We start from the raw sequence: 26511 nt of genomic DNA on the forward strand, positions 1-26511 counted from the left end.
GATGAAGGGGGACACAGTGGCCGTCATTTTCGCGAAGGAGGCGCTGCTTCCGGCAGGTTGGGCGAGGGGAGTTCGCATCCGGCTTGAGGGAGAGCGCATTTCAGCGGTCGAGACAGGCGCCGCCGCCGCCGGCGGGGACGAACACCACGATGCGATCGTGCCCGGCATGGCGAACCTTCACAGCCATGCGTTCCAGCGCGCCATGGCCGGGCTGGCGGAGACGCGCGGCGCCGGCAGCGACAGTTTCTGGAGCTGGCGGGAGGTCATGTATCGTTTCGCGCTGTCCATCGCGCCGGAGCAAGTCGAGGCGGTCGCCGCCCAGCTTTACGTGGAGATGCTGGAGGCCGGCTTTACCCGTGTCGGCGAATTTCACTATCTCCATCACGACGCTGACGGCCGGCCCTATGACGACATCGGCGAGATGGCGGCGCGGATCGCTTCTGCGGCGTCAGAGACTGGGATCGGGCTGACGCTGTTGCCCGTCTTCTATGCCCATTCCGGCTTTGGCGGTGCCGCACCGGGTGAGGGGCAGCGCCGCTTCATCAACGACCGCAAGACCTACGCCAGGCTTCTGGCGCGTTGCCGTGAGCTCACGGCGCGCCTGCCGAGCGGCGTGACCGGCGTCGCGCCGCACAGCCTGCGCGCAGTGACGCCCGACGAGCTCGCCGACGTGGTGGCGATGGCGGATGGTGGGCCGATCCACATCCACATCGCCGAGCAGATGAGGGAGGTCGAGGACTGCCTTGCCTGGTCCGGCAGGCGGCCGGTCGAGTGGCTGCTGGCGAACGCGCCGGTCGATGGCCGCTGGTGCCTGGTCCACGCCACCCACATGACCGCGGCGGAAACGCGCGGCATGGCAGCGACCGGCGCCATTGCCGGCCTTTGCCCGGTCACCGAGGCCAATCTCGGCGACGGCATCTTCCCTGCCGAAGACTTCATCGCCGCCGGCGGCCGCTTCGGCGTCGGCTCCGATTCCAACGTGCTGATCGGTCTTGGCGACGAATTGCGCCAGCTCGAATATTCGCAGCGGCTGGCGCAGCGGGCCCGCAACGTGCTGGCGCTGCCTGGCGGCTCGACCGGCCGGGCGATGTTCGACGGCGCCGTCCTTGGCGGGGCGGCGGCGCTCGGGGCCGCGGGTGGCATCGCGGCAGGCAATTTGGCCGATTTCCTCAGTCTTCGCCCGCGGCACGACCTGCCGATCTCCGGCGACGCACTGCTCGATTCGTGGATCTTCGCTGGCGGTGTGCGGGTCGATTGCGTCTGGGCGCAGGGCAAGAAACAGGTCGAGAACGGACGACATCGCGCGCGGGACACGGTCGCCAGGCGCTTTTCGGCGGCAATGCGTGCACTCGTCGCGTGAGGCGGCGCAGACGGATTGATCCGTCGATCGCGCTTTCGTAGGTTGCGCGGCCGAATATCAACAGCGGGAGGCGACGTCGCCGACATGGATGAAATCGATGCGCCTGCGCCCCCTGTGCTCCGGGAGCCGTCATTGCACCGGCGCATCCTCGATGAGGTGGAAGGCAAGATCCTGTCGGGCGAATGGCCGCCGGGTTTCCGTATCCCCTTTGAACACGAGCTGACCGAGCACTACGGCTGTTCGCGCATGACGGTGAACAAAGCCATCACCGAACTCGTCAAGCGCGGGCTGATCGAGCGGCGGCGCAAGTCCGGAAGTTTCGTCACGCAGCCTCACGCCCAGTCGGCGGTCCTGGAGATCCATGACATCGAGGCGGAGGTGCGCTCCCTGGGGCTGCCGTACCGGTATGAAAGGCTGGCACGGTCAGAGCGGGCGGCAAAAGCTGGAGACCGGAAGTTGCTGGACCTGCCGGCGGGGGCGAAGCTGATCGAGCTCGTCGCACTCCACCATGCGGGTCCGCGTCCGTTCTGCCTCGAGGAGCGAATGATCAATCTGCAGGCCGTGCCCGAGGCGGTAGCGGAGGCTTTTGAAGCCGCGTCCGCCGGCCAATGGCTGCTCGGACAGGTGCCGTGGAGCGCTGCGGAACATCGCATCCGTGCCGTTGCCGCCGGACAGCGTGTCGCCGACGCGCTGCGCATCGCAACCGGCGCGGCCTGCCTGGTGATCGAACGCCGGACCTGGAGCGGTGGTGCCTATATCACCCATGTTCGATTGACCTATCCCGGCGAAAGCCATGAACTGGTCGCCGAATTCGCGCCAACGCATCCGAAGGGATGATCTCACTCGATCGTCAGGACCGAGGATTCCTCCTTCCGCGGGGTTGTCGACGGGGCAAACGGGGAGCGGAAACCGCTGGCATTGGTCAGCGTGATGAAGTCCGTCCCCTTGCCCGTTTCCGCCTCGTAGCCGGCGTCCGATATGGTGATCGAGGCACCGGCGCCGACGAGTTCGGCGACCTGCCGGCGCAGGTCCGTAGGGATGGCGATGCGGTCCAGGGCGCTGGTGATCGGATCCTTCGTGCTCGACACTTCGATCATGGCGGGATCCTTGATGCCGAACCTGCTGCGCACGCTGTAAGGCAGGTCGTTGTCCATCGTCACCCCGAGCCAGTCGATCGTCTTCCCCTCACGGTCGCGGGCGAGCAGGAAGTGTGTTCCGAGCTCGAGTTGCGGCTCCATGATGGTGATATTGCCTTCCAGGATCGGTTCGAAGTTGCTGCGCACGAAAAGCTTGCCGTTCGGGGGCAGGGCGCGGCCTGCCTTGCGGAACACCGCTTCCGCAAGGGCCGGCGTGATGGTCCCATCGACGGCCATTCCCTCCGCCGCCTGGAAGGCGCGGATCGCAGCGATCGTCAGCTCCCCATGCTTCCCGTCCGGAACGCCCGCATCGTAGCCGAGCCCGTTCAGCAAGGCCTGGACGTCCTTGAGCGTGTCGTTTTCGGTCCGGCGTGTCAGGAGGATGCGCACAGGCGCCAAAGGCGGCGTGCGCTCGACGCTTTCGGTGGTGGTGGGCTCGCCGATGGTGACCGGGACGGCGTCGGTCGAGGTCTCCGGCATTGTTGTTCGCAGCGTCGCACCCGAAAGCAGAGCCGTGTCCGTGGTGCGGTGCGCCGGATGGAACAGGGACGGGTGTTCGACGGGCCGGGGTGCGACGTCGCGGCCGGCAACGAGAACGTGGCCGCCGAGACGGGTCATCGTGAACAGTTCCCTTGCGAACTTTCCGGGGATGCGAATGCAGCCATGCGAGGCAGGGTAATCGGGCACCTGATCCGACGCATGCAGGGCGATGCCCGACCAGGTCAGCCGCTGCATGAAGGGCATCGGCGCCTCGTCATAGATGTTGGAGTAGTGCATCGGCTTCTTCTCCAGAATCGAGAAGATGCCGGTTGGCGTGATAAATCCCGGCATGCCGCTGGAGATATTGGTGCTCGCCACCATCCGGTCGCCGTCATAGACCTTCAGCGTCTGCTGGTCCCTCGAGACGATGAGCTGCAAAGGACCTTCGATCGCTGCGGCAAGCGCGGTCGTACCCATCAGGGCGAGGAGACCGATCCCGGTGGCGAGGCGCAAAAGCATGTGTCCCGTCCCTTACGCGATACTGGGGATGCCGAGGCTACAGCCTCAGCCCTTAAGGAAGCCTGTATGATCGCCGATTGTCGCTGCCGCGCAAGCAAGACTGTCGCGTGTCTTTACCCACGATCCTTGCCGAAGGTGTAGCCCGTTTCGACGCTCTTCTTGCCGAACTTGTCGCGCAGGGCGTTCATCGCTGCCTCCGCTGCGGCGCGCCGGCCGGCGGCCGGATCGACGAGATCGGGCGGATCTGCGCGCTGCGGATCGCAGAGGTCGGTAACGCCGATGCCGATCAGACGGAACTTCGTGCCATCGACCTCCTTCTTCAATAAATCCATCCCCACGCGGAAGATCCGGTCGGCGAGCATCGTCGGGTCTTCCAGCTTGCGGTTGCGCGTGCGGCTCTTGAAGTCGGCGGTCTTGAGCTTCAGGACGACCGTGTGGCCGGCGATGTCGGCCTTGCGCAGCCGGGCCGCCACCTGCTCGCTCAGCCGGCGCAGGTGGGTGACGAGATCGTCCTGGGCGGAAATGTCTTCGAAGAAGGTCGTCTCGGACGAGACGCTCTTGGCCGCGTCGTTCAGGTGGACCTCGCGGTCGTCCTGCCCGCGCGAGAGCTGGTAGAGCCGCTTGCCCATGATGCCATAGCGCCGCATCAGGTCGCTCTCCTCCATCGCCTGGAGTTGCCCGATCTCGCGGATGCCGTCGCGTTCCAGCGTTTCGGCGAACGCCTTGCCGACGCCCCAGATCAGGCGAACCGATTTCGGCCGCAGGAACTCGAGCGCCTCGCCCCGGCCGATGACGGAAAAGCCGCGCGGCTTCTGCAGGTCGGATGCGACCTTGGCGAGAAACTTGCAGTAGGAAAGGCCGACCGAGATCGTGATGCCAATCTCCCGCTCCACCCGCTGGGCGAAGCGGGCGAGCACGCGGGCCGGCGGGTCGTGGTGCAGCCGCTCGGTGCCCTTGAGCTCCAGGAAGGCCTCATCGATCGACAACGGCTGCACGAGCGGCGTCAGGTCTTGCATCATCGTCCTGACCTCGCGGCCGACACGAACGTACTTCTCCATGTCCGGCTTGACCACCACGGCCTGGGGGCAGGCCTCCAGCGCCTTGAACATCGGCATCGCCGAGCGTACGCCATGGATGCGGGCGACGTAGCAGGCGGTCGAGACGACGCCGCGTTTTCCGCCGCCGATGATCACCGGCTTGTCGACAAGCTCCGGATTGTCCCGCTTCTCGATCGAGGCATAGAAGGCGTCGCAGTCGATGTGGGCGAGCGTCAGCGCGTACAGTTCGTCGTGATAAACAAGGCGAGGGCTGCCGCACTTGTGGCAACGGCGTTGCTTCGGCGGCTGCCCGGCGAGGCAATCGCGGCAAAAACCAGGATGGCGCATCTCAGCTTGCTGCATGTTGAGAACAAAAGTTGAACATCGACAGCTTAGCTTCTAGGCTGATGAGTCTCAAGAGCCCGCGCTTGAACCCGCTGCAGCATTGGATGAGGCTTGAAGGAGGACGACGGTTGCATGGCGATTTTCCCTACGCAAGCTTGCCGGTTCAGCCATGCGTCGTCATCCCGCGCCTGCCGGAGTTGCGAAATGGCGACGGATCAGGCTGGCCGCATGGCGCCAGTCGGTCGCGCGCAGGACGTTCGCGCCGGGGTCAGGTGCCATCGCGCGGAACGCCTCGTTCGCCATCAAATGGACGAGCAGCGCCTCAGGCGCGCTTTGCTGGACCGAAGAGTGATTGAAGTGGATGTCGTCGACGAAGGCGAGCGGCAGGCTTCGGGCGCGGTGCAGGGCGTTGACCACCGGTCCCTTCGCCTCCTCCGTCGCCACCATGGGAAAGGCAAGGCCGATGCGGTCGAGCAGCCGCCGGCGCGCCGCAACATGGCGCGGCGGCATGGCGGTCAGGAACACGACATCGGCATCGCGGCCAAGTGCCTGAACGGTTTCGACGGCAAGGGCGGCCGGCGTCTGCCAGGCCTATTGCGAGGCGAAGAAATCCTCCTGCAGCGCATCGACCACCGCATCGAGTGCGGCCTCGCCGGTTGCGCTGTCGATGATGTTGCCGTGCAGCCGGAAGGAGCGTGGCAGCAGGTCGTGGCCGTGGCTCCGCAGGAAGGCGGCGAACGGCGAAAGATATTCGAGCACGACTTCGTCGATATCGCAGACGAGCAGCGGCCGGTCGCCAAGGCGTATGTGGTCGAGCGTGTAGGGCACGCCGGCCATCACCAGCCGCCATCTTGGGGGCCGCCGAGGCTGGCGTGCGCGCGCACCACTTGCTCCGGTTTCGTTCCGGTCGCCTCGCAGAAAGCCATCAGGGTCGGCTCGTGGCCCATGAGAAAATCGACGAGGCCTGCGAGGAAACCGCGGTTGGTTGCCGCGGCGCGCACGGCCGACGGGTCGACGCCGGTCAGTGCCAGGAAACGGGACAGGAGTTCCGGTTCGCCTGCCAGCCAGGCGAGCACCGCGATCGCTGTCGACTCGGCGTCCTGGGCCGATGTATCTTTTTGGCTTTGCATGGCAATTTCCCGGAAAAGTTACCTTTTGGTCAACCAAATGCCGCTATCATCACCAGGATCGTGCTGGGTGAATTCGGCGATGCGGCAACTTATATCTCTCTTGGGGCGTTGCAAAGCTGGAGTGAGGGGCAAGGACGTGTAATGCCGAAACAGGTGATGATAGTCGAGGACAACGAGCTTAACATGAAGCTCTTCCGGGACCTCATCGAGGCGTCCGGCTATACGACGATCCAGACCAGAAATGGCATGGAAGCCCTCGACCTTGCCCGCCGCTACCGCCCGGATCTGATCCTCATGGACATCCAGTTGCCCGAGGTTTCCGGCCTCGAGGTCACGAAGTGGCTGAAGGAGGATGACGAGTTGCACGTCATCCCCGTCATCGCGGTCACCGCCTTCGCGATGAAGGGCGACGAGGAGCGGATTCGCCAGGGGGGGTGCGAGGCCTACGTCTCCAAGCCCATCTCGGTGCCGAAGTTCATCGAGACGATCAAGACCTATCTGGGCGATGCCTGAGGCGGGAACGGGACGATGACAGCACGCATCCTGGTCGTCGACGACATTCCCGCCAATGTCAAGCTGCTGGAGGCGCGGCTTCTGGCCGAGTATTTCGACGTGCTGACCGCGGCGAACGGCTACGATGCGCTTGCGATCTGCGAACGCACCCAGGTCGACCTTATCCTGCTCGACGTGATGATGCCGGGCATCGACGGGTTCGAGGTGTGCGAGCGGCTCAAGGACAGTCCGCGCACGGCGCATATTCCCGTCGTGATGGTCACCGCGCTGGACCAGCCTGCCGACCGGGTGAGGGGGCTCAAGGCTGGCGCTGACGACTTCCTGACCAAGCCCGTCAACGACCTGCAACTGATGTCGCGGGTGAAAAGCCTGGTGCGGCTGAAGACGCTTACGGACGAACTGAGAGGGCGCGCGGCCACCGCTCACGCGCTTGGTGTGGAGTCGGACCTCGCCGCTGCCCTCGGCGACGAGCCGGGCTCGGTGCTGCTCGTGGATGGCCGCGGGAGTTCGCAGGAGCGGATCGTCCGCACGCTTCGGCCGATTGCCGACGTTACCTGCATGTCCGATCCGCAGGCAGCCCTGTTCGAAGCCGCCGAGAATCCGTTCGAACTCGTGATCGTCAATGCCAATTTCACCGATTACGATCCCTTGCGCCTGTGTTCGCAGTTGCGGTCGCTGGAGCGTACGCGCTACCTGCCGATTCTGCTGATCTGCGACCAGGGCAGTGACGACATGGTGGTGCGCGCCCTCGATCTTGGCGTGACGGACTACGTGATGCGCCCGATCGAGCCGAACGAGCTTGTGGCCCGCAGCCTGACCCAGATCCGCCGCAAGCGGTACAACGACCGGCTTCGCTCCAGCGTGACACAGTCGATCGAACTCGCGGTCATCGACGGCCTGACCGGCCTGCACAATCGCCGCTATCTCGACAGCCATCTGAAGCTCCTGGTGGACCGCTCGATGGCGCGTGGTCGCGAGATGTCCGTGTGCATCGCCGACATCGACCGCTTCAAGCTGATCAACGACACCTATGGCCACGACGTCGGCGACGCGGTTCTGCGCGAGTTTGCGAACCGGTTGCGGACCGCTGTGCGCGGCGCCGATCTCGCGTGCCGCTACGGCGGAGAGGAATTTGTGCTTGTCATGCCGGATACCTCGGCTGAGACGGCAGCGGCCGTCGCCGAGCGGCTGCGGATGACGATCGAACAGGAACCATTTCCGGTTCCTGGCGGTGCAGCCGCCCTGCGCGTGACGGCTTCACTCGGCATTGCGTCGCTTCTCTGTGATGATGACGGTCCGGGCGCGCTGATGAAGCGTGCGGACAGGGCGCTTTACGAAGCCAAGCGCAGCGGCCGTAACCGCGTTGTGGCCGCTGCCGCGTAGCAACTCACTCATACGCCGGCCGGCCCTTCGCCGGTGGTCGGGCGCCAGCGGGCTTCGCGATTCACCCGACGGGAGCCGTGACAGATAAATCACAGTCTCCTGGTGGAAAGTGTTTTCCACAGCTTTTATTCGCGAAACCTGATCACAGGTCAAATTTCCTGTGCGCCGCAGGCCCTCAGCGGCTGCTAACCCATGTGTTGTAGAGGGCGTCAAAAATTGTCCGCACAGGCTATTTTTAGTAATTTATATTACTGTTTGCGTTTGCTAATGTATTCAAGGTCTTCTGAACGCAGGGTGTATGGGGCCACCTTGGGTCAAGGCATATAGGACCGGCGACATGCATCTGGGGGTTGTTGATTTCGCCGAAAAATATTGTTGTAAAACATAACGTTTTCTTCGCCTGATTCCCTGTAGTGCGGGCAAACGAATTAACCATGGCTGCCGGCGGTGCGTCGGCGGTGCCTAAGATTTCGTTGATTTTTTCTCAATTCCGCGCAATTCTCTCCTCAAGGCGAGTGAGAATACTTCCTTACCGGTTACGTTACCCCATGATGCTAGGTCCGCCGCATCTCCTGGGTCGTGGGGTCGGCCGGCTGGTGACGACGTAAGCGGAATCCTCGTGCCGCGGTCTTCCTCAGCCGGCCCCCATTCGACGCCGCTTCCGAAAGGAGGCGGCGTTGTGGTTTTCACGCCGCCTCCATTCGAAAAACTCTCCCCGGGATCGCTTCCAACGCGTGGTGTCTGGTGCCGGTCGGATAAAGCGCCGGCCATAGAAAAGGGCGCGCCGCTTGCGCGGGCGCGCCCTTTTGACGACCTTGAGATCAAGATTACTTGATCTTGGTTTCCTTGAACTCGACGTGCTTGCGCACGACCGGGTCATACTTCGTCTTGGTCATCTTTTCCGTCATCGTGCGGCTGTTCTTCGTCGTGACGTAGAAGGTGCCGGTGTCGGCCGTCGACAGCAGCTTGATCTTGATGGTGGTAGCCTTGGCCATGGTCGTCCTGCCTTTACAAAAACGAAGCCGTGGACGACCAGTCCGGTTCCACGGCGTTGAACTCCAAATGTGGCGCGAAACTACAAATCGCGCCCGAAAAGTCAAGCCCGTTTTGGCCGGATCGCCATGCGCGCAAGGGAAAGTGCGACATAGAGACCGAAGAAGAACACGATAGCCCAGGCAAAGCCGTTCGTGCCCGCGACGTCGATCGCCGCGCCGATGGCCTGCGGCCCGGCGACGGTGCCGACCGCGTAGCAGAAGATGAAGGCAGCGTTCGCGGCGGCAAGGTCCGCGCCGTGCAGGCGCGAGCCGAGATGGCTCAGGCCAACGGTGTAGAGACCGGAAACGCAGCCGCCCCAGAACAGCAGCACCGTCGCCATCAACAGCCAGTTTTCCGCCAGCAGTGGCAGCGACGCGGCGCCGATCAGTCCGATCAGTGCCATGATCGACAACAGGCTGCGCCGGTCCTTCATCCGGTCGGAGAGCATGCCGAGCGGGATCTGGAAGATGAAGTTGCCGATTCCCATGACGGTGAGTAGCAGGGCCGCCTGCGATTCGCTAAAGCCAATGCGCGTCGCATAGATCGGAAACAGCGACAGGCCGCCGACTTCCACCGCGCCAAAGATGAACACCGCGGCGGTGGCCGTGGGCACGAGGAAGACGTAGCGCAGAAAATGCAGTTCAGGCTTTTCCTCGATGGTCGGGCTTTCCTTGCGGGCGATCAGGATGGGAACGGCTGCGAGCAGGATGACAAAGGCGCCGACGGCGAAGGGGCGGGGGCCGTCGCTGCCGAGCAGGGAGAAGAGGAGGGGGCCCGCGGCGAAGCCCAGCGACAGCACGGTGGCGTAGATGCCGAGCACAAGCCCGCGCCGGCGCGGCGGGGCGGCGGCGTTGATCCAGAACTCCGACAGGATGAAGATCATCGTGATCGCGCCATGAAACACGAGCCGCAACGGAAACCAGAGCCAGAAATTCTGGATGAAGTAGAAGCCGAGTGAACTGGCGGCCGCAAGCACGATCGCCGTCACCATCGTGGTCGATGTGCCGTACCGATGCGCAATCTGCGTGGTGAAGGGCGCTGCGAGCATCGAAGCGACGCCCGCCATCGCGGAATTCAGGCCGATCAGCGTGGAGGGAATGCCGCGCTTTTCCATGATGATGCTAAGCAGCGGCAGCCCAAGGCCGATCGCAATGCCGACCGCAGAGATCGCCGCGATTGCGGCGAAAAGCGAGCGCCAGTGAATGCTGTCCACCGGGGTCTTTTTGCCGGACTGCGATTTCGACATCAGCACATGGCCCTAAAGCATATCGCGAACGACTTGTCCGCGATGGTTCCGAAAGAAAGCCACCTGCGCCCCGAATGGCAGGGAGGGATCCTGCTGCAGACACCGCTTCAGTTCCTCGAGCACCTGGATGGTGATCATGGGCATATCGACGTTCAATTGCTCGAATATGTCGACCCAGCGCAAATCCTGAAGTTCGTGACTGTCCGATGCTGATGTCGGGTCGATCCCGGTTTCATCGGTGAAGAGGGCGAAGAACCGCGTGTCGAACCGACGCGGCTGGCCCGGCGGGGTGATCGCGCGGGCGAAGAAGCGCAGCATCGACAGATCGGGGAGAAAGGGCAGCGCGGCCGGTTCGCCGGAGACGCGGGTGCCGATGGTCAATCCGGCCTCTTCGTGAAGCTCGCGAAGGGCCGCAACGCCGAGCCCGTGGAGCGTCGCTTGTCCCGTTCGCGCCGATGTGTGCACGCGCAGGCGCTCGATGGCCGCGGGATGCAGCGGCGCGCTGACGGGGGTGCGCCAATCGTGGCGGTCGCGGCGACCGCCCGGAAAGACGTATAGGTCCGGCATGAAGACGTGCTTGCTGCTGCGCTTGCCGACCAGAACGCGATACCGGTCCTGCGATCGGTCGATCAGGACGACAGAGGCGGCATCCACCGGCCGCAAGGACCCAGGTTTCGTCATGCGGCCGGGTCGTGACGGGGACCCACGAGTTCATCGGCTTCGCCGCCGAAACCATGCATCCTGAGTGCCCATTGCAGGCCGATCACGCCGCCCTTGACCGGCTGCATGAGTCCCAGCGCACCGAGGAGCGTCAGGGGGGCCCAGATCGCAAGGTGCACCCATGTGGGGAACGGAAAGATGAGGTCGGTCATCATGTAGCCGGCGACAACGATATGACCGACGATGGTGATCACGAGGTAGGGCGGCAGGTCGTCGGCGCGGTGATGCACCATCTCTTCGCCGCAAACCGAACAGGCGTCGACCGGTTTCAGGAACGCCCGGAACAGGCGCCCTTCGCCGCAGGCAGGGCATCGGTTGAGCAGGCCGCGTCTGATCGACCTGCCGACCGGCCGGTCGTGTCCTGCCGAAGCGTCCGCGCCCGATGTCGTCTGTTGAAACGTCGCCTGCATATCCATGTCCTTGCTGCCGGCGCACTTTGCCGGCTCTCCCAGTGCCAATTTCGGTCGCGACCGGCGTGGCTTCAAGCCGTGGGCCTCCCCGTCGACGCCCGTAGAACTAACGTCTGCCGCGCGGCGGGCGCGTACCGGGCTGGCGCCGGGAGCCGGCGCGCTCGCGCCGACCCGCCTTGTGGAAGGAGCGCACGCCGGTCGGCATCTTGCGCCCCTCGCTCAACATATCGAACCGCAGGGCTCCGGCAAGCGGTACGGCCTCTGCGAGCCGGACCTGCACCTCGTCCCCCAACCGATAGCCGAGGCCGGTCTTTTCTCCCGACAGCGCCTGATGCGCCTCGTCGAACAGGTAGTAGTCGCGGCCGAGCGTAGATATAGGCACAAAGCCGTCGGCGCCATAGGCGGGGAGAGTGACAAATAGTCCCGCCTTCGTGACCCCCGACACCCGGCCGTCGAATGCCTCGCCGATGCGGCCGGCGAGATGATGGGCGATCAGCCGGTCCACCGTATCGCGCTCCGCCGCCATGGCGCGGCGCTCGAAGGTGGAGATTTCCGCGGCGATATCGTCCAGCGCCTCCTCTTCGCCAGTCGTCAGTCCGCCTTCGCCGAGCTTCAGCGATGCGATCAGAGCCCGGTGCACGATCAGGTCGGCGTAGCGGCGGATCGGCGAGGTGAAGTGCGCGTACTTCATCAGGTTCAGGCCGAAGTGGCCGATGTTCTCCGGGCTGTAGATGGCCTGGCTCTGCGAGCGCAGCACCATCTCGCTGACCATCTGCTCGTACGGCTTGTCGGTGGCCTTCTTCAGGATGCCGTTGAAGTGGTTCGAGCGCATGTTCCCGCCCTTGACCAGCGCGATGTCCAGTGTGGCCAGAAACTCGCGCAGGGTTTCCTGCTTGGCAAGCGAGGGCGCGTCGTGGACGCGATAGATCAGCGCCTGGCGCTTGTTCTCCAGCGTCTCGGCAGCGGCGACGTTCGCCTGGATCATCATTTCCTCGATCAGTTTATGTGCATCGAGGCGGGGCGGGACGATCACACGATCGACCGTGCCATCGTCCTTCAACAGGATCTTGCGCTCCGGCAGGTCGAGCTCGAGCGGCTGGCGACGATCGCGGCCGACCGTCAGGATGCGATAGGCGTTCCACAGCGGCTTGAGGATCGTCTCGAGGATCGGCCCGGTCTGGTCGTCCGCTGCACCGTCGATCGCGGCCTGCGCCTGTTGGTATGAGAGCTTGGCCGCACTTTTCATCATGATGCGGTGGAAGGTGTGGCTCGCCTTGCGCCCTTCCTTGGAGAAGACCATGCGCACGGCAAGTGCTGGGCGATCAACGCCCTCCTTCAGCGAGCAGAGATCATTGGAAATCCGCTCCGGCAGCATCGGCACGACGCGGTCGGGGAAATAGACGGAATTGCCGCGTTTGAGCGCTTCGCGATCGAGCGCCGAACCGGGGCGCACGTAGTAGCTCACATCGGCGATCGCCACCGTGACGATGACGCCGCCGGGGTTCTCCGGCCTGGTATCGGCCTCGGCGTAGACGGCGTCGTCATGGTCCTTGGCATCCGCCGGGTCGATCGTGATCAGCGGCAGGTCGCGCCAATCCTCGCGGTGCGACATCGTCGCCGGCCCGGCCGCGGCCGCTTCCCGGATCACGGCGTCCGGGAAGATGTAGGGAATGCCATGGGCGTGGATCGCGATCATCGAGATCGCTTTTTCCGAAGCCACCGAGCCGATGACCGACTTGATCTGCGCCCGCGGCAGTCCGTAACGACCGATGCGGACGACGTCGATTTCCACCAGGTCGCCATCCTTCGCGCCGGCCGTGAAGTCGCTGTCGACGGCCAGTTCCTCGCCGCGCCGGTCGATCGGCAGGATGCGGCCGCCGCCATCGGGCATCGGGCGGAACACACCCATGCCGGCATTCTTGCGCTTGTCGAGGATCTTGATGATCCGCGCGGTGTAGGCGGGGCCGCCGCGATCCTTGGCGGGGAAGATTTTCGCCAGCACGCGATCGCCGAGGCCAGCGACGGGAGCCTTGCCGGAGCTCTTGCCGACGGTCGATTGCCGGATTGCCACCGCCGGCGCCACACCCGCGTCCTCCAGCCACTCGGCCGGCCGGCCGATCAGATCGCCGGTAACATCGCGCGTGGTGATGTCGAGGACGGCGACCGGGGGAAGCGCGCCGGGACGGACCAGCGACTTGCGCCGCTTCTCCAGCAGGCCTTCCTCCTCAAAACTCTTCAGCAATTGCTTCAGTTCGACGCGCTTCTCGCCCTTGAGGCCGAACTCCTTGGAGATCTCGCGCTTGTAGGCCTTGTCCGGATGATCGGCGATGAACCGCAGCAGCACCTCGCGCGGCGGGATTTCACCGTGGATCAGCGGAACATCGGCGCCGGGCGGCAGGTCGCGGCCCGCGCGGCCGGGCCGTTTCGTTTGCCTCGACCGGTCGCGCGGATCATGCGTCATTCGTCTGCCTTCTTGGTTCTGCCAGCGGTCTTGGCCTTCGTCCCGGTCGCCTTTGTCGTCTTCGTCGTCTTCGGCGCCTTGGCCTTTGAGGTCTTTTCCGCCGTGGATTTCGCGGCAGTGGTCTTGGTCCTGGGCGAAGCGGACTTGGCCTTGCCCTTTGCCCCGCCGCTCTTGCCGGCCTTCTCCGAAATCAGGACCAGTGCCTCTTCGAGGGTCACCGACGCCGCGTCCTTGCCTTTCGGGAGGGTGGCGTTGACCTTGCCCCAATTGACATAAGGACCGTAGCGGCCATCGCGGACAGTGATGGCGCCGCCGTCCGGATGGTCACCCAGCGTCTTGAGGGCAGCCGGCGTTCCCCGTCCACGGGCGCCGCCGCCCTTGGTCTGCTTGTCGGCCAGAACGGAGACGGCACGATTGAGGCCGATCGAGAAGACGTCCTCCGCGCTTTCCAGGTTCGCATAGGTGCCGTCATGCAGCACGAAGGGACCATAGCGACCAAGCCCGGACGAGATCATCTTGCCGGTCTCGGGGTGCGCGCCGATGTCGCGCGGCAGGGAGAGCAGGGCGACCGCCTTCTCATGGTCGATGCTTGACGGCGTCCAGCCCTTCGGCAGGCTCGACCGCTTGGCCTCCTTGCCGTCGCCGCGTTGGACATAGGGCCCGAAGCGGCCGGAGCGCAGGGTGATCTCCTCGCCGGTGTGCGGATCCTTGCCGAGGCTCTGCGGCTCGTTGGAGGCAGCAGCCTCTGCGTCGCCGTTCGTGTCGGACGAAAGCTGGCGGGTGTAGTTGCACTCCGGATAGTTCGAGCAGCCGACGAAAGCGCCGTAACGGCCGAGTTTCAGCGACAGCTTGCCGGTGCCGCAGACCTGGCAGGCGCGGGGGTCGCCGCCGTCCTCGCGCTTGGGGAAAACAAGCGGGGCGAGGATGTCGTTGAGCGCATCCAGCACGTTGGTGACACGCAACTCCTTGGTGTCGTCGATCTGGGCGATGAAGTCCTTCCAGAAGTCCCGCAGCACGTCCTTCCAGTTCAGGTCGCCGGCCGAGATCTGGTCGAGCTTTTCCTCCAGCGAGGCGGTGAAGTCATACTCGACATAGCGCGTGAAAAAGCTCTCGAGGAAGGCGGTGACGAGCCGCCCCTTGGCTTCCGGGATCAACTTGCGCTTATCGATCGTGACGTATTCGCGATCTTCCAGCGTCTTCAGCGTCGCGGCATAGGTGGAAGGCCGGCCGATGCCGAGTTCTTCCATCTTCTTGATCAGTGACGCCTCGGAGTAGCGCGGCGGCGGCTCGGTGAAGTGCTGGCTGGCGTTGATCTTCTGCTTGGCGAGGTTCTCGCGCGCATTGATCTCCGGCAGGCGGCCGTCCTCGTCGCCGTCGTCGGATTGCTCGCCGTCCTCCTTCTGGTCGGTATAGGCGGCGATGAAGCCGTCGAAGCGGATGACGGAACCGGTGGCGCGCAGACCGGCATGCTTGCCAGCGTTGTCCGCGTCGATCTCGACGGTGGTGCGCTCGATTTCCGCCGACGCCATCTGGCTGGCGATCGCGCGCTTCCAGATCAGGTCATAGAGCCTGGCCTGGTCGGGATCGAGGGAGCGGCGGACCTGATCGGGAACACGGTTGAAGTCGGTCGGACGGATCGCCTCGTGCGCCTCCTGGGCGTTCTTGGCCTTGGTGGAGTAGAAGCGCGCCTTCTCCGGCAGGTAGCGCTCGCCGAACTGGCTGCCGATCGCCCGGCGTGCGGCATCGATCGCCTCCGGCGCCATCTGCACGCCGTCGGTACGCATGTAGGTGATCAGGCCGACGGTCTCGCCACCGATGTCGACGCCCTCGTAGAGCCTCTGCGCCACCTGCATGGTGCGCGACGCCGAGAAGCCGAGCTTGGAGGAGGCGGCCTGCTGCAGGGTGGAGGTAGTGAAGGGCGGCGCCGGGTTGCGCTTCGTCGGCTTCGCCTCGACGCTCTCGACACGGTAGCTCGCGCCTTCGAGCAGGTCCTTCAGCCGATTGGCCTCGTCCGCGTTGCCGATCGACTTCGCCTGCAGGCGCTTGCCATCGGCAGAGACGAGGCGTGCCTCGAACTCGTCGCCGCGCGGGGTCTTCAGCAGTGCCGAGATATTCCAGTACTCTTCCGAGACGAAGCGCTCGATCTCGGACTCGCGGTCGCAGACGAGCCGCAACGCGACCGACTGCACCCGGCCGGCCGAGCGGGCGCCCGGCAGCTTGCGCCAGAGCACCGGCGAGAGGTTGAAGCCGACCAGATAGTCGAGCGCGCGGCGGGCCAGGTAAGCGTCGACCAGGTCGATGTCGATGTCGCGCGGCGACTTCATCGCGTCGAGCACCGCAGCCTTGGTGATGGCATTGAAGACCACCCGCTTGACGGGCTTGTCGCCAAGCACGCGCTTCTTCTTCAGGAGATCGAGCACGTGCCAGGAGATCGCTTCGCCTTCGCGATCCGGGTCGGTGGCGAGGATCAGGCCGTCGGAGGACTTCACCGCGTCCGCGATGTCCTTCATCCGCTTGGCCGAGGCGCTGTCGACTTCCCAAGACATCTCGAAGTCCTGGTCGGGCAGCACCGATCCGTCCTTGGCCGGAAGGTCGCGGACATGGCCGAACGAGGCCAGGACCTTGTAGCCCGAACCCAGATACTTGTTGATTGTCTTGGCCTTGGCAGGCGATTCCACCACTACAACATTCATCGTCGTTCTCTAGTGCCGGCCGCCGCTCCCGGCGGAATGGCCCTGGGCTTGCGATGCGCGCCGGCGTTGTCGTCGCCTCGAAATGAACAGGGAAAGCGTCCCGGTCAAGAGGCGAGGCCAAAATAACTGGACATCGGGACTGCAACCTAAGAGGGTTGCGTTGCGTATTGCAATTTAAAATAAAGGTTGTATCGTCTTCCGTATGTGGAAGACGCGGCGACGACGCGTGATATCCGAGCGGCAGTCGAACAGGAACGCGAAATGAATTCCAAACCCAGGATCCCGCTACAGGCTGGTGGGCAGGCGCGGGAGAAGATTGCCTACATCCGTCAAATGCTTGGCGAGCTCCGCGCCGTGGCCGACGCCGAGGGAGCCGAGATGCTGCGCTATCTGATCGAAATGGCCTACGTTGAGGCTGGCGATATCCAGGCCGGTCTGCGGCCGCTGTCAATCCGGGGCGAGGGCAACCAACCCGCCGGAATGGCGGTGGAGCCGGCCGGCAAGGTCCAGTTCTAACAGCACAAGGTAGACGGTCGCGGCAGGAAGCTCGGTGTGGCGGATGATCTCGTCGATCTCGACCGGCGTCGGCCCGAGCGCGGAAACGATGCGGGCGCGGTCGCCGTCGTTGGGGGGAAGCGGGAGCTCGCTGTCATCGACCGAAGGCTCGTCCGCGCCGCTGACGGATTGGCATTGCGTCGGTCCATGCAGCGGCGCCAGTGCCTCCAGAACGTCGGATGCATTGGTCGTGACGATGGCGCCGTCCTTCAACAGGTCATTCGTGCCATGGGCGCGCGGATCGAGCGGCGAGCCGGGCACGGCAAAGACCAGTCGACCGAAGTCTGCGGCGTTGCGCGCCGTAATCAGCGAGCCGGACCGGCTGGCTGCCTCTACCACCACCAGTCCCAAACCCATGCCGGCGATCAGCCGGTTCCGGCGGGGAAAGTCCCTTGCCCGCGGCTCCCAGCCGAATGGCATCTCGCTGACCGCAAGCCCGCTTCCCGCGGTGATCTCGCCGAGCAGAGCGACGTTTTCCGGCGGGTAGGGCTGGTCGAGACCGCCCGCCATGGCCGCGATCGTGCCGGTCGCGAGGCTGGCGCGGTGCGCGGCGGTGTCGATGCCGCGGGCCAGACCGGAAACGACGGCATATCCGGCAGCCCCCAGATCCCGCGCCAGCATTCCGGCAAACTTGGCCCCGACGATCGAGGCATTGCGCGAGCCGACGATGCCGACGGCAACGTCATTGGCGATCCGAAGGTTACCCTTCATCGCCAGAAGGGGCGGGGCGCCGTCGGTCTTGCGCAGCAAGGCCGGGTAGTCGGGCTCGCCGATACCGACGAAGATCGCACCATGCCGGTGGGCCAGCTCCAGTTCACGCTCGGCGTCGGCACGGCTTGCGATCCGGATCGCGCGCGCAGCCCCGCCGCGGCGGGAAAGCTCCGGCAGCATTTCCAGGGCAGTCTCGGCGGTGCCGAAATGATTGATAAGGTCCCGGAAGGTGACGGGACCGACATTGTCGCTGCGGATCAGGCGCAGCCAGGCGATCCTCTGTTTCTCCGATAGCGCAATTCCCTGCCTGCCTGCGCCATCGGACATGTTTCCCCCCGGTTCTAGCCCTTGTCGCCGATCTTGCTCTCTGTCCCGCTCATGAGTCGCCCGATGTTGGCGCGGTGCTTCCACCAGGTGATTGCGGTCAGGACCGCGAACAGCGCCGCCACCTTCTCGTTGCCGGAAAACCACAATACAACCGGAGTTGCGGCCGTTGCAACCAGGGCGGAGAGCGAGGAATAGCGGCTGAAGTAGGCGACGATCAGCCAGATTGCCGCGAAGACCGCCAGCACGATCGGCGCAAGCCCGAGCAGGACGCCGAGATAGGTGGCGACCCCCTTGCCGCCCCTGAAGCCGAGCCACACCGGGAAGAGGTGGCCGATGAAAGCGGCGAAGCCGGCTGCGAGCCCGGCCTCCAGTCCGAAGCGGGAGGCAATCGCGGTGGCGGCCGTGCCCTTCAGGGCGTCGAGCAGCAGGGTGGCGGCGGCGAGCTTCTTGTTGCCGGTGCGAAGCACGTTGGTCGCGCCGATATTGCCGGACCCGATCTTGCGGACATCGCCGAGCCCGGCCATGCGGGTCAGGATCAGGCCAAACGGGATCGAGCCCAGCAAGTAGCCGAAGGCGAGACTCAGAAGCGTCGGCAGCGGCGCGAGCTGCCAGGTGAATAGGTCGGACACTCTACTGTTCCCCCGAGATTGCCCCTTGGACGTGTATTACTTTTTCCTGTCTGCCGGCCCGAAGTGTCGCAAGGTCACCGCACCGAATGGACGCGGTTGCCGGCAACATAGGTTTGAAGCGCCCGTCCCGTAAAGCGGGCATCCTCGAAGGGCGTGTTCTTCGAGCGCGAGACGAAACCGTCCTTGGCAGCGATCCACGGTTCGTCCAGGTCGATCAGGATGATGTCGGCGTTTGCTCCGGGCCTGAGCGTTCCGGCGTCGAGGCCGAAGATCTGGGCGGGGCGCGTCGACATCGCGTCGATCAAGCGCATCAGGCCGACATCACCGCTGTGATACAGGCGCAGGGCGGCGGCAAGCGATGTTTCCAGGCCGATCGCACCATCCGCCGCATCGGCAAACGGCAGGCGTTTGGTGTCGACGTCCTGCGGGTCGTGCGAAGAGACGATGATGTCGATCGTCCCGTCGGCGAGCGCCTCGACCATTGCCATGCGGTCGTCCTCGCCGCGCAGCGGCGGCGAGAGCTTGAAGAAGGTGCGATATTCGCCGATGTCGTTCTCGTTCAGCGTCAGGTGGTTGATCGAGATGCCGCAGGTGACGTTGGCGCCGCGCTTGCGGGCGACGCGCATCGCCTCTGCCGATCCCGGCACCGAGATCTGCGCGGCGTGGTATGCGGCGCCTGTCAGCCCGGCGAGCCGCAGGTCGCGTTCGAGCGGGATCAGTTCCGCCTCGCGCGGCGTGCCGGATAGACCGAGCCAGCTTGCAAGGAGACCCTCGTTCATCACGCCGCCAGCGCCGAGATGCTTGTCGCGGGTCTCCAGCGCGATCACCGTGTTGAAGTCACGGGCATAGGTCATCGCCCGGCGCAGCACCTGGGTGTCATGCATCGCATGGCGTCCGTTGGTGAAGCAGACGGCGCCGGCCTCGCGCAGGAGGCCGAACTCCGTCATCTCGGTTCCCGCCAGTCCCTTGGTCAGCGCTGCGGCCGGATGAACGTGGACGACCGCCTTGTCGCGCGCCGTCTTCAGCACATACTCGACCAGCGCGATGTCGTCGATCACCGGATCGGTGTCCGGCATCATGATGAAGGAGGTGATGCCGCCGACGGCGGCCGCGCGCGCGGCCGACTCGATCGTCTCGCGGTGTTCGCCTCCCGGTTCGCCGGTAAACACGCGGGCGTCGACAAGGCCGGGGGCGGCGAGGAGGCCCGAGCCGTCGACGATCTCGGCGCCTTCGGGGGCGCCCTGGTTCAGCGTTCCCTTGCCTGCCGCGGCGATCCGACCGTTTTCGATGACGATCGTGCCGGTTTCGTCGAGATTGCGGGATGGGTCAATGATGCGGACGTTCTGGATGACGGTCGGGCGGGTCATGCGCGCGGTCCCTGGTTCTGCGAGACGAGAAGGGTTTCCATGACCGCCATGCGGACGGCGACGCCCATTTCCACCTGCTGCTCGATGACGCTCTGCGGCCCGTCGGCGATCTCCGAGGCGATCTCGACGCCGCGGTTCATCGGGCCCGGATGCATGACGAGCGCATCCGGCTTGGCGGCCTTCAGTTTTTCGTCGTCGAGCCCGTAGTAACGGAAGTACTCGCGCACCGACGGGACGAAGGCGCCCGACATGCGCTCGCGCTGAAGGCGCAGCATCATCACCACGTCGGCGTCCTTCAAGCCTTCCTCCATGGAATGGTAAACCTCGGCGCCCATCTGGGCGATGCCGTTCGGAAGCAGGGTTGCCGGTGCCACAACCCGCACCCGCGCGCCCATGGCGTTGAGGAGCAGAATGTTGGAGCGGGCGACGCGCGAATGCAGCACGTCGCCGCAGATGGCGACGATGATGCGCGACAGCTTGCCCTTGGCGCGGCGGATGGTGAGCGCGTCGAGCAGCGCCTGGGTCGGATGCTCGTGCTGGCCGTCGCCGGCATTGACCACCGAGCATGAGACCTTCTGGGCGAGAAGGGCCGCGGCACCGGCAGACGAGTGGCGCACGACCAGCACGTCCGGGTGCATCGCGTTCAGCGTCATCGCCGTGTCGATCAGCGTTTCGCCCTTCTTCACCGACGAGTTGCCGACCGACATGTTCATCACGTCGGCGCCGAGCCGCTTGCCGGCGAGCTCGAACGACGACTGCGTACGCGTCGATGCCTCGAAAAAGAGGTTGATCTGGGTCAGGCCGCTAAGCGTCGAGGTTTTCTTTTCCCGCTGCCGGCTGATGTTGACGGCGGCATCGGCCTTGTCGAGCAGGTAGGTGATTTCCGGCTCGGTCAATCCCTTGATGCCGAGCAGGTGGCGATGCGGAAAGGAATCCATTGGGGTCGCCTCGACTGTCTTGAATATGCCGGGTCTATAGAGGCTCAACATCTACGCGGCAAGGCGGCACTCGGGTCTAGCGCCGGGATCGGTATGCTTTTGCCGACATTCTTTGCCGCTGGCCCCGCGCAGACCCGTTTCACAGCGCGAGCAGTTAGGTTAGAACCCCATCATGACTCAACTGACCCGGACCGAACAAACCCTTGCCGACCTGAACCAGCCGAAGCTCTGGACGGGCATCAATGCCTATCGGTCCGATCCTTTGCTGGTCGACGGGACGGCCTCGCTGCCGAAATCGCTCCGCGATGAATTCGATGCGCTCGGTCGCCATGTGACCGCGCCAGAAATGCAGGAATTGGCGCGGATGGCAAATGAATCGCCGCCGCAGCTGCGCACGCACGGTCCCCGCGGCGAGCGCCTGGATGTCGTCGATTTCCACCCGGCCTGGCACGCGCTGATGCGCCGATCCATGGCGAGCGGCCTGCATTCGTCGATCTGGGAGAACCTGCCGGAGGAACGGGGACGGGCGCATAAGGCGCGTGCGGTCCGCTTCTATCTCGCCGCTCAACTCGAATGCGGCCACCTCTGCCCGCTGACGATGACCAGCGCCTCGGTTGCCGCCATTTCGGCCTCGCCGGTCGTGCAGCGCGAATGGGGCGGGCGCATCCTGTCGCGCAAGTATGACAGCACCAATCGCCCCGCCATGCAAAAGACGGCGCTGACGATCGGCATGGGCATGACGGAGAAGCAGGGCGGCACGGACGTTCGCGCCAATACCACCACCGCCGAGCGCGTGGGCGAGGGGATCTACCGCCTCAGCGGCCACAAATGGTTCATGTCGGCGCCGATGAGCGACGCCTTCGTGATGCTGGCGCAGACGCGCGACGGCATGGGGTGTTTCCTCGTGCCGCGGTTGCTGGAGGATGGGACCGCCAACGGGCTCCGGTTCCAGCGGCTGAAGGACAAGATCGGCAACCGCTCGAATGCCTCCTCGGAGGTCGAATTCAGCGACACGTTCGGCTTTCTGCTGGGTGCGCCCGATGCGGGCGTCCGGACCATCCTCGACATGGTGACCTTGACCCGGCTCGATTGCGCGCTGGCTTCCAGCGGCATGATGCGCGCCTCGCTCGCCGAAGCCGTGCACCATACGCGGGGCCGGAAGGTTTTCGGCAAGGTTTTGATCCAGCAGCCGATCATGACACGCGTGCTGGCCGACATGGCGCTGGACGTGGCGGCGGCGACCGCGCTGTCGCTGCGCCTCGCCGAAGCCTTCGACCGCGCTCCGGTCAGCGCGGACGATGCGGCCTATGCCCGTGTCATGACGCCGGTGACGAAATACTGGTGCTGCAAGCTCGCGCCGGCGCTGATCTACGAGGCGATGGAGTGCATCGGCGGCAGCGGCTATGTCGAGGAACGACCGATCGCCCGCCACTATCGCGAGGCGCCCGTCAACGCGATCTGGGAAGGGTCGGGTAACGTGATGGCGCTCGACGTGCTGCGGGTGCTGTCGCGCGGCAAGGATCTGTTCGAGTCGGTTTTTGCCGGCATTGCCCAGGATCTGGGCCCATCGGGGCGGAAGACCGTCGAGGTGCTGCGTGCCGCCACCTCGCTTTGCGAGCGCGACGAGGGCGCGGCTCGCATGCTGGTCGAGCAATTGGCCCTGTCGGCGGCCGCTGCCGAGCTCAACCGGATCGGCGCGGGGCGTATTGCCGATGCCTTCCTCGAGACGCGCCTGGCCGCGGGCTGGCGCTCCACCTACGGGATGCTCGATTCGCGCTTCGATTCGGCTTACATCGTCGACCTTCTCTATCCGGCAGCGTAAGCCGTCAGCATCAGCACGAGCGGAATGGTGAAGAACGACGCGGCCGTCTGCAGCGTCGCGACGGCGGCATAGAGCGGTGCGTCGCCGCCCATCTGCTTGGCAAGCAGGTAACCGTTCATCGCCGTCGGCACGCTCGCTCCGAGGGCCACGGTCAGCAGCGCCTCGCCATCAATGCCCGCCAACCAGGCAGCGCCGGTCATCATCAAGGGCATCACAAGAAGCTTCAGTCCCACCGGTAGAACGGCGATCGCCCGCGGCCTCAGCGCGTCGGCTATCCTGAGACCGGCACCCACCATGACAAGGCCGAGACTGAGCGAAGATTCGGCCAAAAGGTCGATCGTTTGCATCAGCGGCGGGTAGAGCCGGATTCCGGCGAGATTGAACAGCGTGCCGAGCACCGCGGCGATGATCAGCGGGTTTGTGATGATCTTCGTCAGGAACGCGCGGATATCGCGCGCCCCGCCACCGAACCAGACGAGGATGGCGATGTTGTAGAAGTTGATCGGGATGATGATGAGCGTCATGATCAGGGCCAGCATCGCCATGCTGTCCGACCCGTAGAGCTTGCCGGCGATGGCAAGCGCCATGAAGCCGTTCCAGCGCGTTGCAGTCTGGAACACTGTGGTGAAGGACGGCGCCGAAACGCCGGCGCCACGGAAGACTGGCCAGCACAGAAGGATCGCGCCGGACATCAGCGTGACCGATCCTATCGACGTGACCGCGAGCGTGGCTGCGGCCATGCCGCCGAAATCCGCCTGCGCCAGGGTGGAAAAGAGCAGCGCCGGAAACAGGACATAGAAGCCGAGCTGTTCCAGGCCGAGCCAGAGGCCGTCGTCGATCTTCCGCCAACGCTTGAGAAGCGTGCCGAGAATGACGAGCAGGAAGACGGGCAGGGTGCTTTCGAAGATGACGAGCATTTGGCAGTGACCGGCATGAAATTTCCCGGCCGTCATTCCATGTGTCCGTCAGAAGGGCAATCCCCGAGGTCGATTTGCCGGACGCACGATCAGGTTGCGGCCCCTGCAAATGTCGCAGCCGTGTGGAAATTAACCTTAACAAAGGGTTTACGTTGCGTCGTCGCGGCCGAGGGAGGAAAGTGTCTCCGTTAAGGATTTGTTAACCATGTAAAGACGCGGCGCCATGATGAGAGCGGTACCGACACTGGCCATGACGGCCTTCTTCGCCACCTTGGCGCTCGACATCGCCGTGCCGGCTGCTGTCCTGCTCAGCTTGGCCGCCATGCGCGAAATCGGCCTGGCCTTCGGGACCATGTTCGTCACCGAGTGGAGGATGGCATGAAGTGGTTCCTGATCCTCTGGGCGGCACCGATCGCGCTGCTCGGCAGCTGGTACGGCCTGTCCTACTACGACATGAGCTTCGGCATCTTCATGCTGACCCGCGATGCCCATGATCTGGTGTTTCGCATCTACGGGCATGTGTTGGGCATCCCGCCGGAAACCATTCCGCCGCTGGTGGCTCGCGCCATCGTCGTGGACAGCCTGATTGTCTTCGCTATCATCGCCTTCCGCAGGCGCAAGCGAATCATCGCCTGGTGGAAAAGTCGCCGTCCGCCGGAAACAGCGCAGTCGGCTCAGGATTTGCCGAGCGCCGAGAGCCTGTCCAGCGCCCCCTGAAGAATGAAGGAGGCGGCGGCCGAATCGATCCGCTCTGCCCGCTTCTTGCGCGACACGTCCATCTCGATCAGCGTCCGTTCCGCCGCGACCGTCGACAGCCGCTCGTCCCAGAAGACGAAGGGAATGTCCGTCTTCTCGGCCATGGAGCGGACGAAGGCGCGCGTCGCCTGGACTCGCGGGCCGGCACTGCCGTCCATGTTGATCGGCAGGCCGATGACGAAGGCGGCGATCTTCTCTGCTTCGGCAAAGGCGAGCAGCGTTTCGGCGTCGATGCCGAACTTCACGCGTTTGAGCACTGGGCGCGGGGTGGCAAACCTGCGGCCGAGATCGGAAACGGACAGGCCGATCGTCTTGGTCCCGAGGTCCAGCCCGGCAATCGGCTGGCCGCGCTCCAGCACGGCGGCGAGTTCTTCGATGGTCATCGTTGCCATGCAGTGACGCCTACCGTTTGCGGACGAATTCCGTGCGCAGCACCAGACCCTTTATCGTCTCGTGGCGGCAGTCGATTTCCTCTGGGTTTTCAGTCAGGCGAATCGACCTGATGACCGTGCCCTGCTTGATGGTCGTATTCGTGCCCTTGACCTTCAGGTCCTTGATCAGGGTGACCGAATCGCCATCGGCAAGAGCGTTGCCGCCGGCATCGCGCGCCATCGTTTGGCTGGCGGCTGCGGCGGCGGCGACTTCGGAGGCCGGGCGCCATTCACCGGTGACGTCGTCATACACATATTCGTCGTCGCTGTTGGCCATGGTAGTCTCCATTGGTAGTCTGGACGGTAGGCCGGCTGCGTTTTCACAGGCCGCTGTACGCCAATTGGCGAGAACCCCGCCGCGACAGGTGCGAGACACCGGCGCCGCGAGGAGTTTCAAGGCAATCGAACTGCTTTAGGTGCGCCATGCTCTATGGCATAAGGCGGCGGAAGTCCAACGGGAGAATACCATGAAGATCACCTGGCTCGGCCATTCGGCCTTCCATATCGAGACGGGGAAAGCGAAAATCCTGATCGATCCGTTTTTCACCGGCAACCCGTCCTTTGACGAATCGACGCGCAGGGATGCGACCGCCGGCCTGACCCATATCCTTTTGACGCACGGGCACGGCGACCATGTCGGCGACACGGTCAAGATCGCCAAGGAAACCGGTGCGACGGTCGTGGCCAATTTCGATCTCGGCATGTGGCTCGCCCACAAGGGTGTCACCAAGCTCGAGCCCGGCAACACCGGCGGCACGATCCATCTCGGCGGCTTTTCCGCCACCTTCGTCAATGCGCTGCATTCCTCCGCCCATATCAGCGAGGATGGGGTCTCCCATTCGCTCGGCAACGCCAACGGTCTGGTCCTGCATTTCGACGACGAGCCCACGCTCTATCATATGGGCGACACGGATATCTTCTCCGACATGGCGCTGATCAACGAGTTGCACCAGCCTGAGATCGGCCTGGTGCCGATCGGCGATCGTTTCACCATGGGCGGGGCGGTGGCCGCGCTCGCCTGCCAACGCTTCTTCAAGTTCGGCACGGTCATCCCCTGCCACTACGGCTCGTTCCCTATCATCGACCAGACCGCCGACACCTTCGTCGCGGCGATGGACGAAATGAAGGGCAAGGTGGAAGTGCCGAAGGTCGGCGGCTCGATTTCGCGGTAGCCGCGCGTATGGTGGCGGCAAGTCAGGCGGAGCGCGGACCGGCTGCCGGGCCGCGCGCACATTCACCCGTTGCGCTGCCGGGGCTTGGTCATTATAGCGGATAGGAAATTTCCGACCGGAGAGTGCCGATGTCTGTTGATCTTGCCACCGTCAAGCGGGTGGCCCATCTCGCCCGTATTGCGGTCAGTGAGGACGAAGCCCAACGCATGATGGGGGAGCTGAACGGCATCCTCGGCTTCGTCGAGCAACTGAGCGAAGTGAACGTCGATGGCGTCGAGCCGATGACCTCGGTGACGCCGATGGCGATGAAGGAGCGCGACGACGTCGTGACCGACGGCAACAAGGCCGAGGACATCGTCGCCAACGCGCCGGTCTCGGACCGCAACTTCTTCCTCGTGCCGAAGGTCGTGGAGTAAGC

General features: G+C 64.6%; 26 protein-coding genes and 1 pseudogene. 10 read left to right on the plus strand and 17 right to left on the minus strand.

Going from position 1 to position 26511, the window contains the following annotated elements; translation table 11 throughout:
• Nucleotides 1-16: 16 nt before the first annotated feature.
• Both JNC62_RS06595 and hutC read left to right on the plus strand, forming a co-directional pair.
• On the plus strand, nucleotides 17-1360 hold the full coding sequence (locus JNC62_RS06595) for a formimidoylglutamate deiminase (protein WP_374837441.1): 1344 nt from the start codon (nucleotides 17-19) through the stop codon (nucleotides 1358-1360).
• An 84-nt stretch (nucleotides 1361-1444) separates the two neighbouring features.
• Nucleotides 1445-2197, plus strand: a complete 753-nt coding sequence (hutC, locus tag JNC62_RS06600; RefSeq protein ID WP_374837130.1) for a histidine utilization transcriptional repressor HutC — start codon at nucleotides 1445-1447, stop codon at nucleotides 2195-2197.
• Between the two features lie 2 nt (nucleotides 2198-2199).
• Here the strand turns inward: hutC and JNC62_RS06605 are convergent, their stop codons facing one another.
• From JNC62_RS06605 to JNC62_RS06620, 4 genes and pseudogenes are all read right to left on the minus strand, one after another.
• Nucleotides 2200-3495, minus strand: a complete 1296-nt coding sequence (locus JNC62_RS06605; RefSeq protein ID WP_374837132.1) for a L,D-transpeptidase family protein — start codon at nucleotides 3493-3495, stop codon at nucleotides 2200-2202.
• A 113-nt stretch (nucleotides 3496-3608) separates the two neighbouring features.
• On the minus strand, nucleotides 3609-4880 hold the full coding sequence (locus JNC62_RS06610) for a DNA polymerase IV (RefSeq protein ID WP_374837134.1): 1272 nt from the start codon (nucleotides 4878-4880) through the stop codon (nucleotides 3609-3611).
• A 174-nt stretch (nucleotides 4881-5054) separates the two neighbouring features.
• A pseudogene (locus JNC62_RS06615) lies at nucleotides 5055-5714 on the minus strand (hypothetical protein).
• Nucleotides 5714-6007, minus strand: a complete 294-nt coding sequence (locus JNC62_RS06620) for a DUF3572 domain-containing protein (RefSeq protein WP_374837135.1) — start codon at nucleotides 6005-6007, stop codon at nucleotides 5714-5716. Before JNC62_RS06620 ends, JNC62_RS06615 begins: the two are co-directional and overlap by 1 nt.
• Nucleotides 6008-6148: 141 nt before the next feature.
• Between JNC62_RS06620 and JNC62_RS06625 the strand changes: the two genes are divergently transcribed.
• Together JNC62_RS06625 and JNC62_RS06630 are read left to right on the plus strand one after the other, a co-directional pair.
• Complete coding sequence (locus JNC62_RS06625) at nucleotides 6149-6520, plus strand: response regulator (protein ID WP_108001214.1); 372 nt, start codon at nucleotides 6149-6151, stop codon at nucleotides 6518-6520.
• A 15-nt stretch (nucleotides 6521-6535) separates the two neighbouring features.
• Nucleotides 6536-7903 (plus strand): PleD family two-component system response regulator, encoded by a 1368-nt coding sequence (locus JNC62_RS06630; RefSeq protein ID WP_374837137.1) that lies wholly within the window; start codon nucleotides 6536-6538, stop codon nucleotides 7901-7903.
• Between the two features lie 827 nt (nucleotides 7904-8730).
• Here JNC62_RS06630 and rpmG read toward each other — a convergent pair.
• From rpmG to topA, 6 genes are all read right to left on the minus strand, one after another.
• Nucleotides 8731-8898, minus strand: a complete 168-nt coding sequence (gene rpmG / locus JNC62_RS06635) for a 50S ribosomal protein L33 (protein WP_258162352.1) — start codon at nucleotides 8896-8898, stop codon at nucleotides 8731-8733.
• Nucleotides 8899-8999: 101 nt separating this feature from the next.
• On the minus strand, nucleotides 9000-10184 hold the full coding sequence (locus JNC62_RS06640; RefSeq protein ID WP_374837140.1) for an MFS transporter: 1185 nt from the start codon (nucleotides 10182-10184) through the stop codon (nucleotides 9000-9002).
• A 12-nt stretch (nucleotides 10185-10196) separates the two neighbouring features.
• Nucleotides 10197-10865 (minus strand): NUDIX hydrolase, encoded by a 669-nt coding sequence (locus JNC62_RS06645; protein WP_374837142.1) that lies wholly within the window; start codon nucleotides 10863-10865, stop codon nucleotides 10197-10199.
• Nucleotides 10862-11314 (minus strand): DUF983 domain-containing protein, encoded by a 453-nt coding sequence (locus JNC62_RS06650; protein ID WP_374837144.1) that lies wholly within the window; start codon nucleotides 11312-11314, stop codon nucleotides 10862-10864. The genes JNC62_RS06645 and JNC62_RS06650 overlap by 4 nt, the downstream gene beginning before the upstream one ends.
• 106 nt (nucleotides 11315-11420) lie before the next feature.
• Nucleotides 11421-13775: a ribonuclease R gene (gene rnr, locus JNC62_RS06655; RefSeq protein WP_374837145.1), complete on the minus strand. Its 2355-nt coding sequence runs from the start codon at nucleotides 13773-13775 to the stop codon at nucleotides 11421-11423.
• Nucleotides 13772-16468 (minus strand): type I DNA topoisomerase, encoded by a 2697-nt coding sequence (gene topA / locus JNC62_RS06660; protein ID WP_374837147.1) that lies wholly within the window; start codon nucleotides 16466-16468, stop codon nucleotides 13772-13774. Before topA ends, rnr begins: the two co-directional genes overlap by 4 nt.
• A 261-nt stretch (nucleotides 16469-16729) precedes the next feature.
• Here topA and JNC62_RS06665 point away from each other — a divergent pair, with 261 nt between their 5' ends.
• Entirely contained in the window at nucleotides 16730-16984 is a 255-nt protein-coding gene (locus tag JNC62_RS06665; protein WP_374837149.1) for a hypothetical protein, read from the plus strand.
• Here JNC62_RS06665 and dprA read toward each other — a convergent pair.
• From dprA to JNC62_RS06685, 4 genes are all read right to left on the minus strand, one after another.
• Nucleotides 16916-18061, minus strand: coding sequence for a DNA-processing protein DprA (gene dprA, locus JNC62_RS06670; RefSeq protein ID WP_374837151.1), 1146 nt, complete (start codon nucleotides 18059-18061; stop codon nucleotides 16916-16918). The two genes, JNC62_RS06665 and dprA, sit on opposite strands and share 69 nt — an antisense overlap.
• A gap of 14 nt (nucleotides 18062-18075) precedes the next feature.
• Nucleotides 18076-18690, minus strand: a complete 615-nt coding sequence (gene plsY, locus JNC62_RS06675) for a glycerol-3-phosphate 1-O-acyltransferase PlsY (RefSeq protein WP_374837153.1) — start codon at nucleotides 18688-18690, stop codon at nucleotides 18076-18078.
• A 74-nt stretch (nucleotides 18691-18764) separates the two neighbouring features.
• Nucleotides 18765-20057 (minus strand): dihydroorotase, encoded by a 1293-nt coding sequence (locus JNC62_RS06680; RefSeq protein ID WP_374837155.1) that lies wholly within the window; start codon nucleotides 20055-20057, stop codon nucleotides 18765-18767.
• Nucleotides 20054-20995 carry an aspartate carbamoyltransferase catalytic subunit gene (locus tag JNC62_RS06685; protein WP_374837157.1) on the minus strand — a complete coding sequence of 314 codons (942 nt, stop codon included), beginning with the start codon at nucleotides 20993-20995 and terminating at the stop codon, nucleotides 20054-20056. The genes JNC62_RS06680 and JNC62_RS06685 overlap by 4 nt, the downstream gene beginning before the upstream one ends.
• Nucleotides 20996-21167: 172 nt before the next feature.
• Between JNC62_RS06685 and JNC62_RS06690 the strand changes: the two genes are divergently transcribed.
• Nucleotides 21168-22817, plus strand: a complete 1650-nt coding sequence (locus tag JNC62_RS06690) for an acyl-CoA dehydrogenase family protein (protein ID WP_374837159.1) — start codon at nucleotides 21168-21170, stop codon at nucleotides 22815-22817.
• On the opposite strand, the gene JNC62_RS06695 is transcribed toward JNC62_RS06690, so the two are convergent.
• A complete protein-coding gene (locus JNC62_RS06695) occupies nucleotides 22802-23734 on the minus strand; it encodes an AEC family transporter (RefSeq protein WP_374837443.1) in 933 nt (310 codons plus the stop codon). The two genes, JNC62_RS06690 and JNC62_RS06695, sit on opposite strands and share 16 nt — an antisense overlap.
• Before the next feature lie 223 nt (nucleotides 23735-23957).
• On the opposite strand from JNC62_RS06695, the gene JNC62_RS06700 reads away from it, so the two are divergent.
• Complete coding sequence (locus JNC62_RS06700; protein WP_374837161.1) at nucleotides 23958-24116, plus strand: hypothetical protein; 159 nt, start codon at nucleotides 23958-23960, stop codon at nucleotides 24114-24116.
• Nucleotides 24113-24451, plus strand: coding sequence for a DUF6105 family protein (locus JNC62_RS06705; RefSeq protein ID WP_374837163.1), 339 nt, complete (start codon nucleotides 24113-24115; stop codon nucleotides 24449-24451). The genes JNC62_RS06700 and JNC62_RS06705 overlap by 4 nt, the downstream gene beginning before the upstream one ends.
• Here the strand turns inward: JNC62_RS06705 and ruvX are convergent.
• A complete protein-coding gene (gene ruvX / locus JNC62_RS06710; RefSeq protein WP_374837165.1) occupies nucleotides 24409-24882 on the minus strand; it encodes a Holliday junction resolvase RuvX in 474 nt (157 codons plus the stop codon). The genes JNC62_RS06705 and ruvX overlap by 43 nt on opposite strands.
• Nucleotides 24883-24892: 10 nt before the next feature.
• Entirely contained in the window at nucleotides 24893-25198 is a 306-nt protein-coding gene (locus tag JNC62_RS06715) for an alkylphosphonate utilization protein (RefSeq protein ID WP_374837167.1), read from the minus strand.
• 190 nt (nucleotides 25199-25388) lie between these two features.
• On the opposite strand from JNC62_RS06715, the gene JNC62_RS06720 reads away from it, so the two are divergent.
• Together JNC62_RS06720 and gatC are read left to right on the plus strand one after the other, a co-directional pair.
• Complete coding sequence (locus tag JNC62_RS06720) at nucleotides 25389-26093, plus strand: metal-dependent hydrolase (protein WP_374837169.1); 705 nt, start codon at nucleotides 25389-25391, stop codon at nucleotides 26091-26093.
• A 128-nt stretch (nucleotides 26094-26221) separates the two neighbouring features.
• Entirely contained in the window at nucleotides 26222-26509 is a 288-nt protein-coding gene (gene gatC, locus JNC62_RS06725; RefSeq protein WP_374837171.1) for an Asp-tRNA(Asn)/Glu-tRNA(Gln) amidotransferase subunit GatC, read from the plus strand.
• Nucleotides 26510-26511: the final 2 nt, after the last annotated feature.

The sequence above is a fragment of the Mycoplana ramosa genome (assembly GCF_041930185.1).
In the GTDB taxonomy this organism is placed as follows: Bacteria; Pseudomonadota; Alphaproteobacteria; order Rhizobiales; family Rhizobiaceae; genus Mycoplana; species Mycoplana ramosa.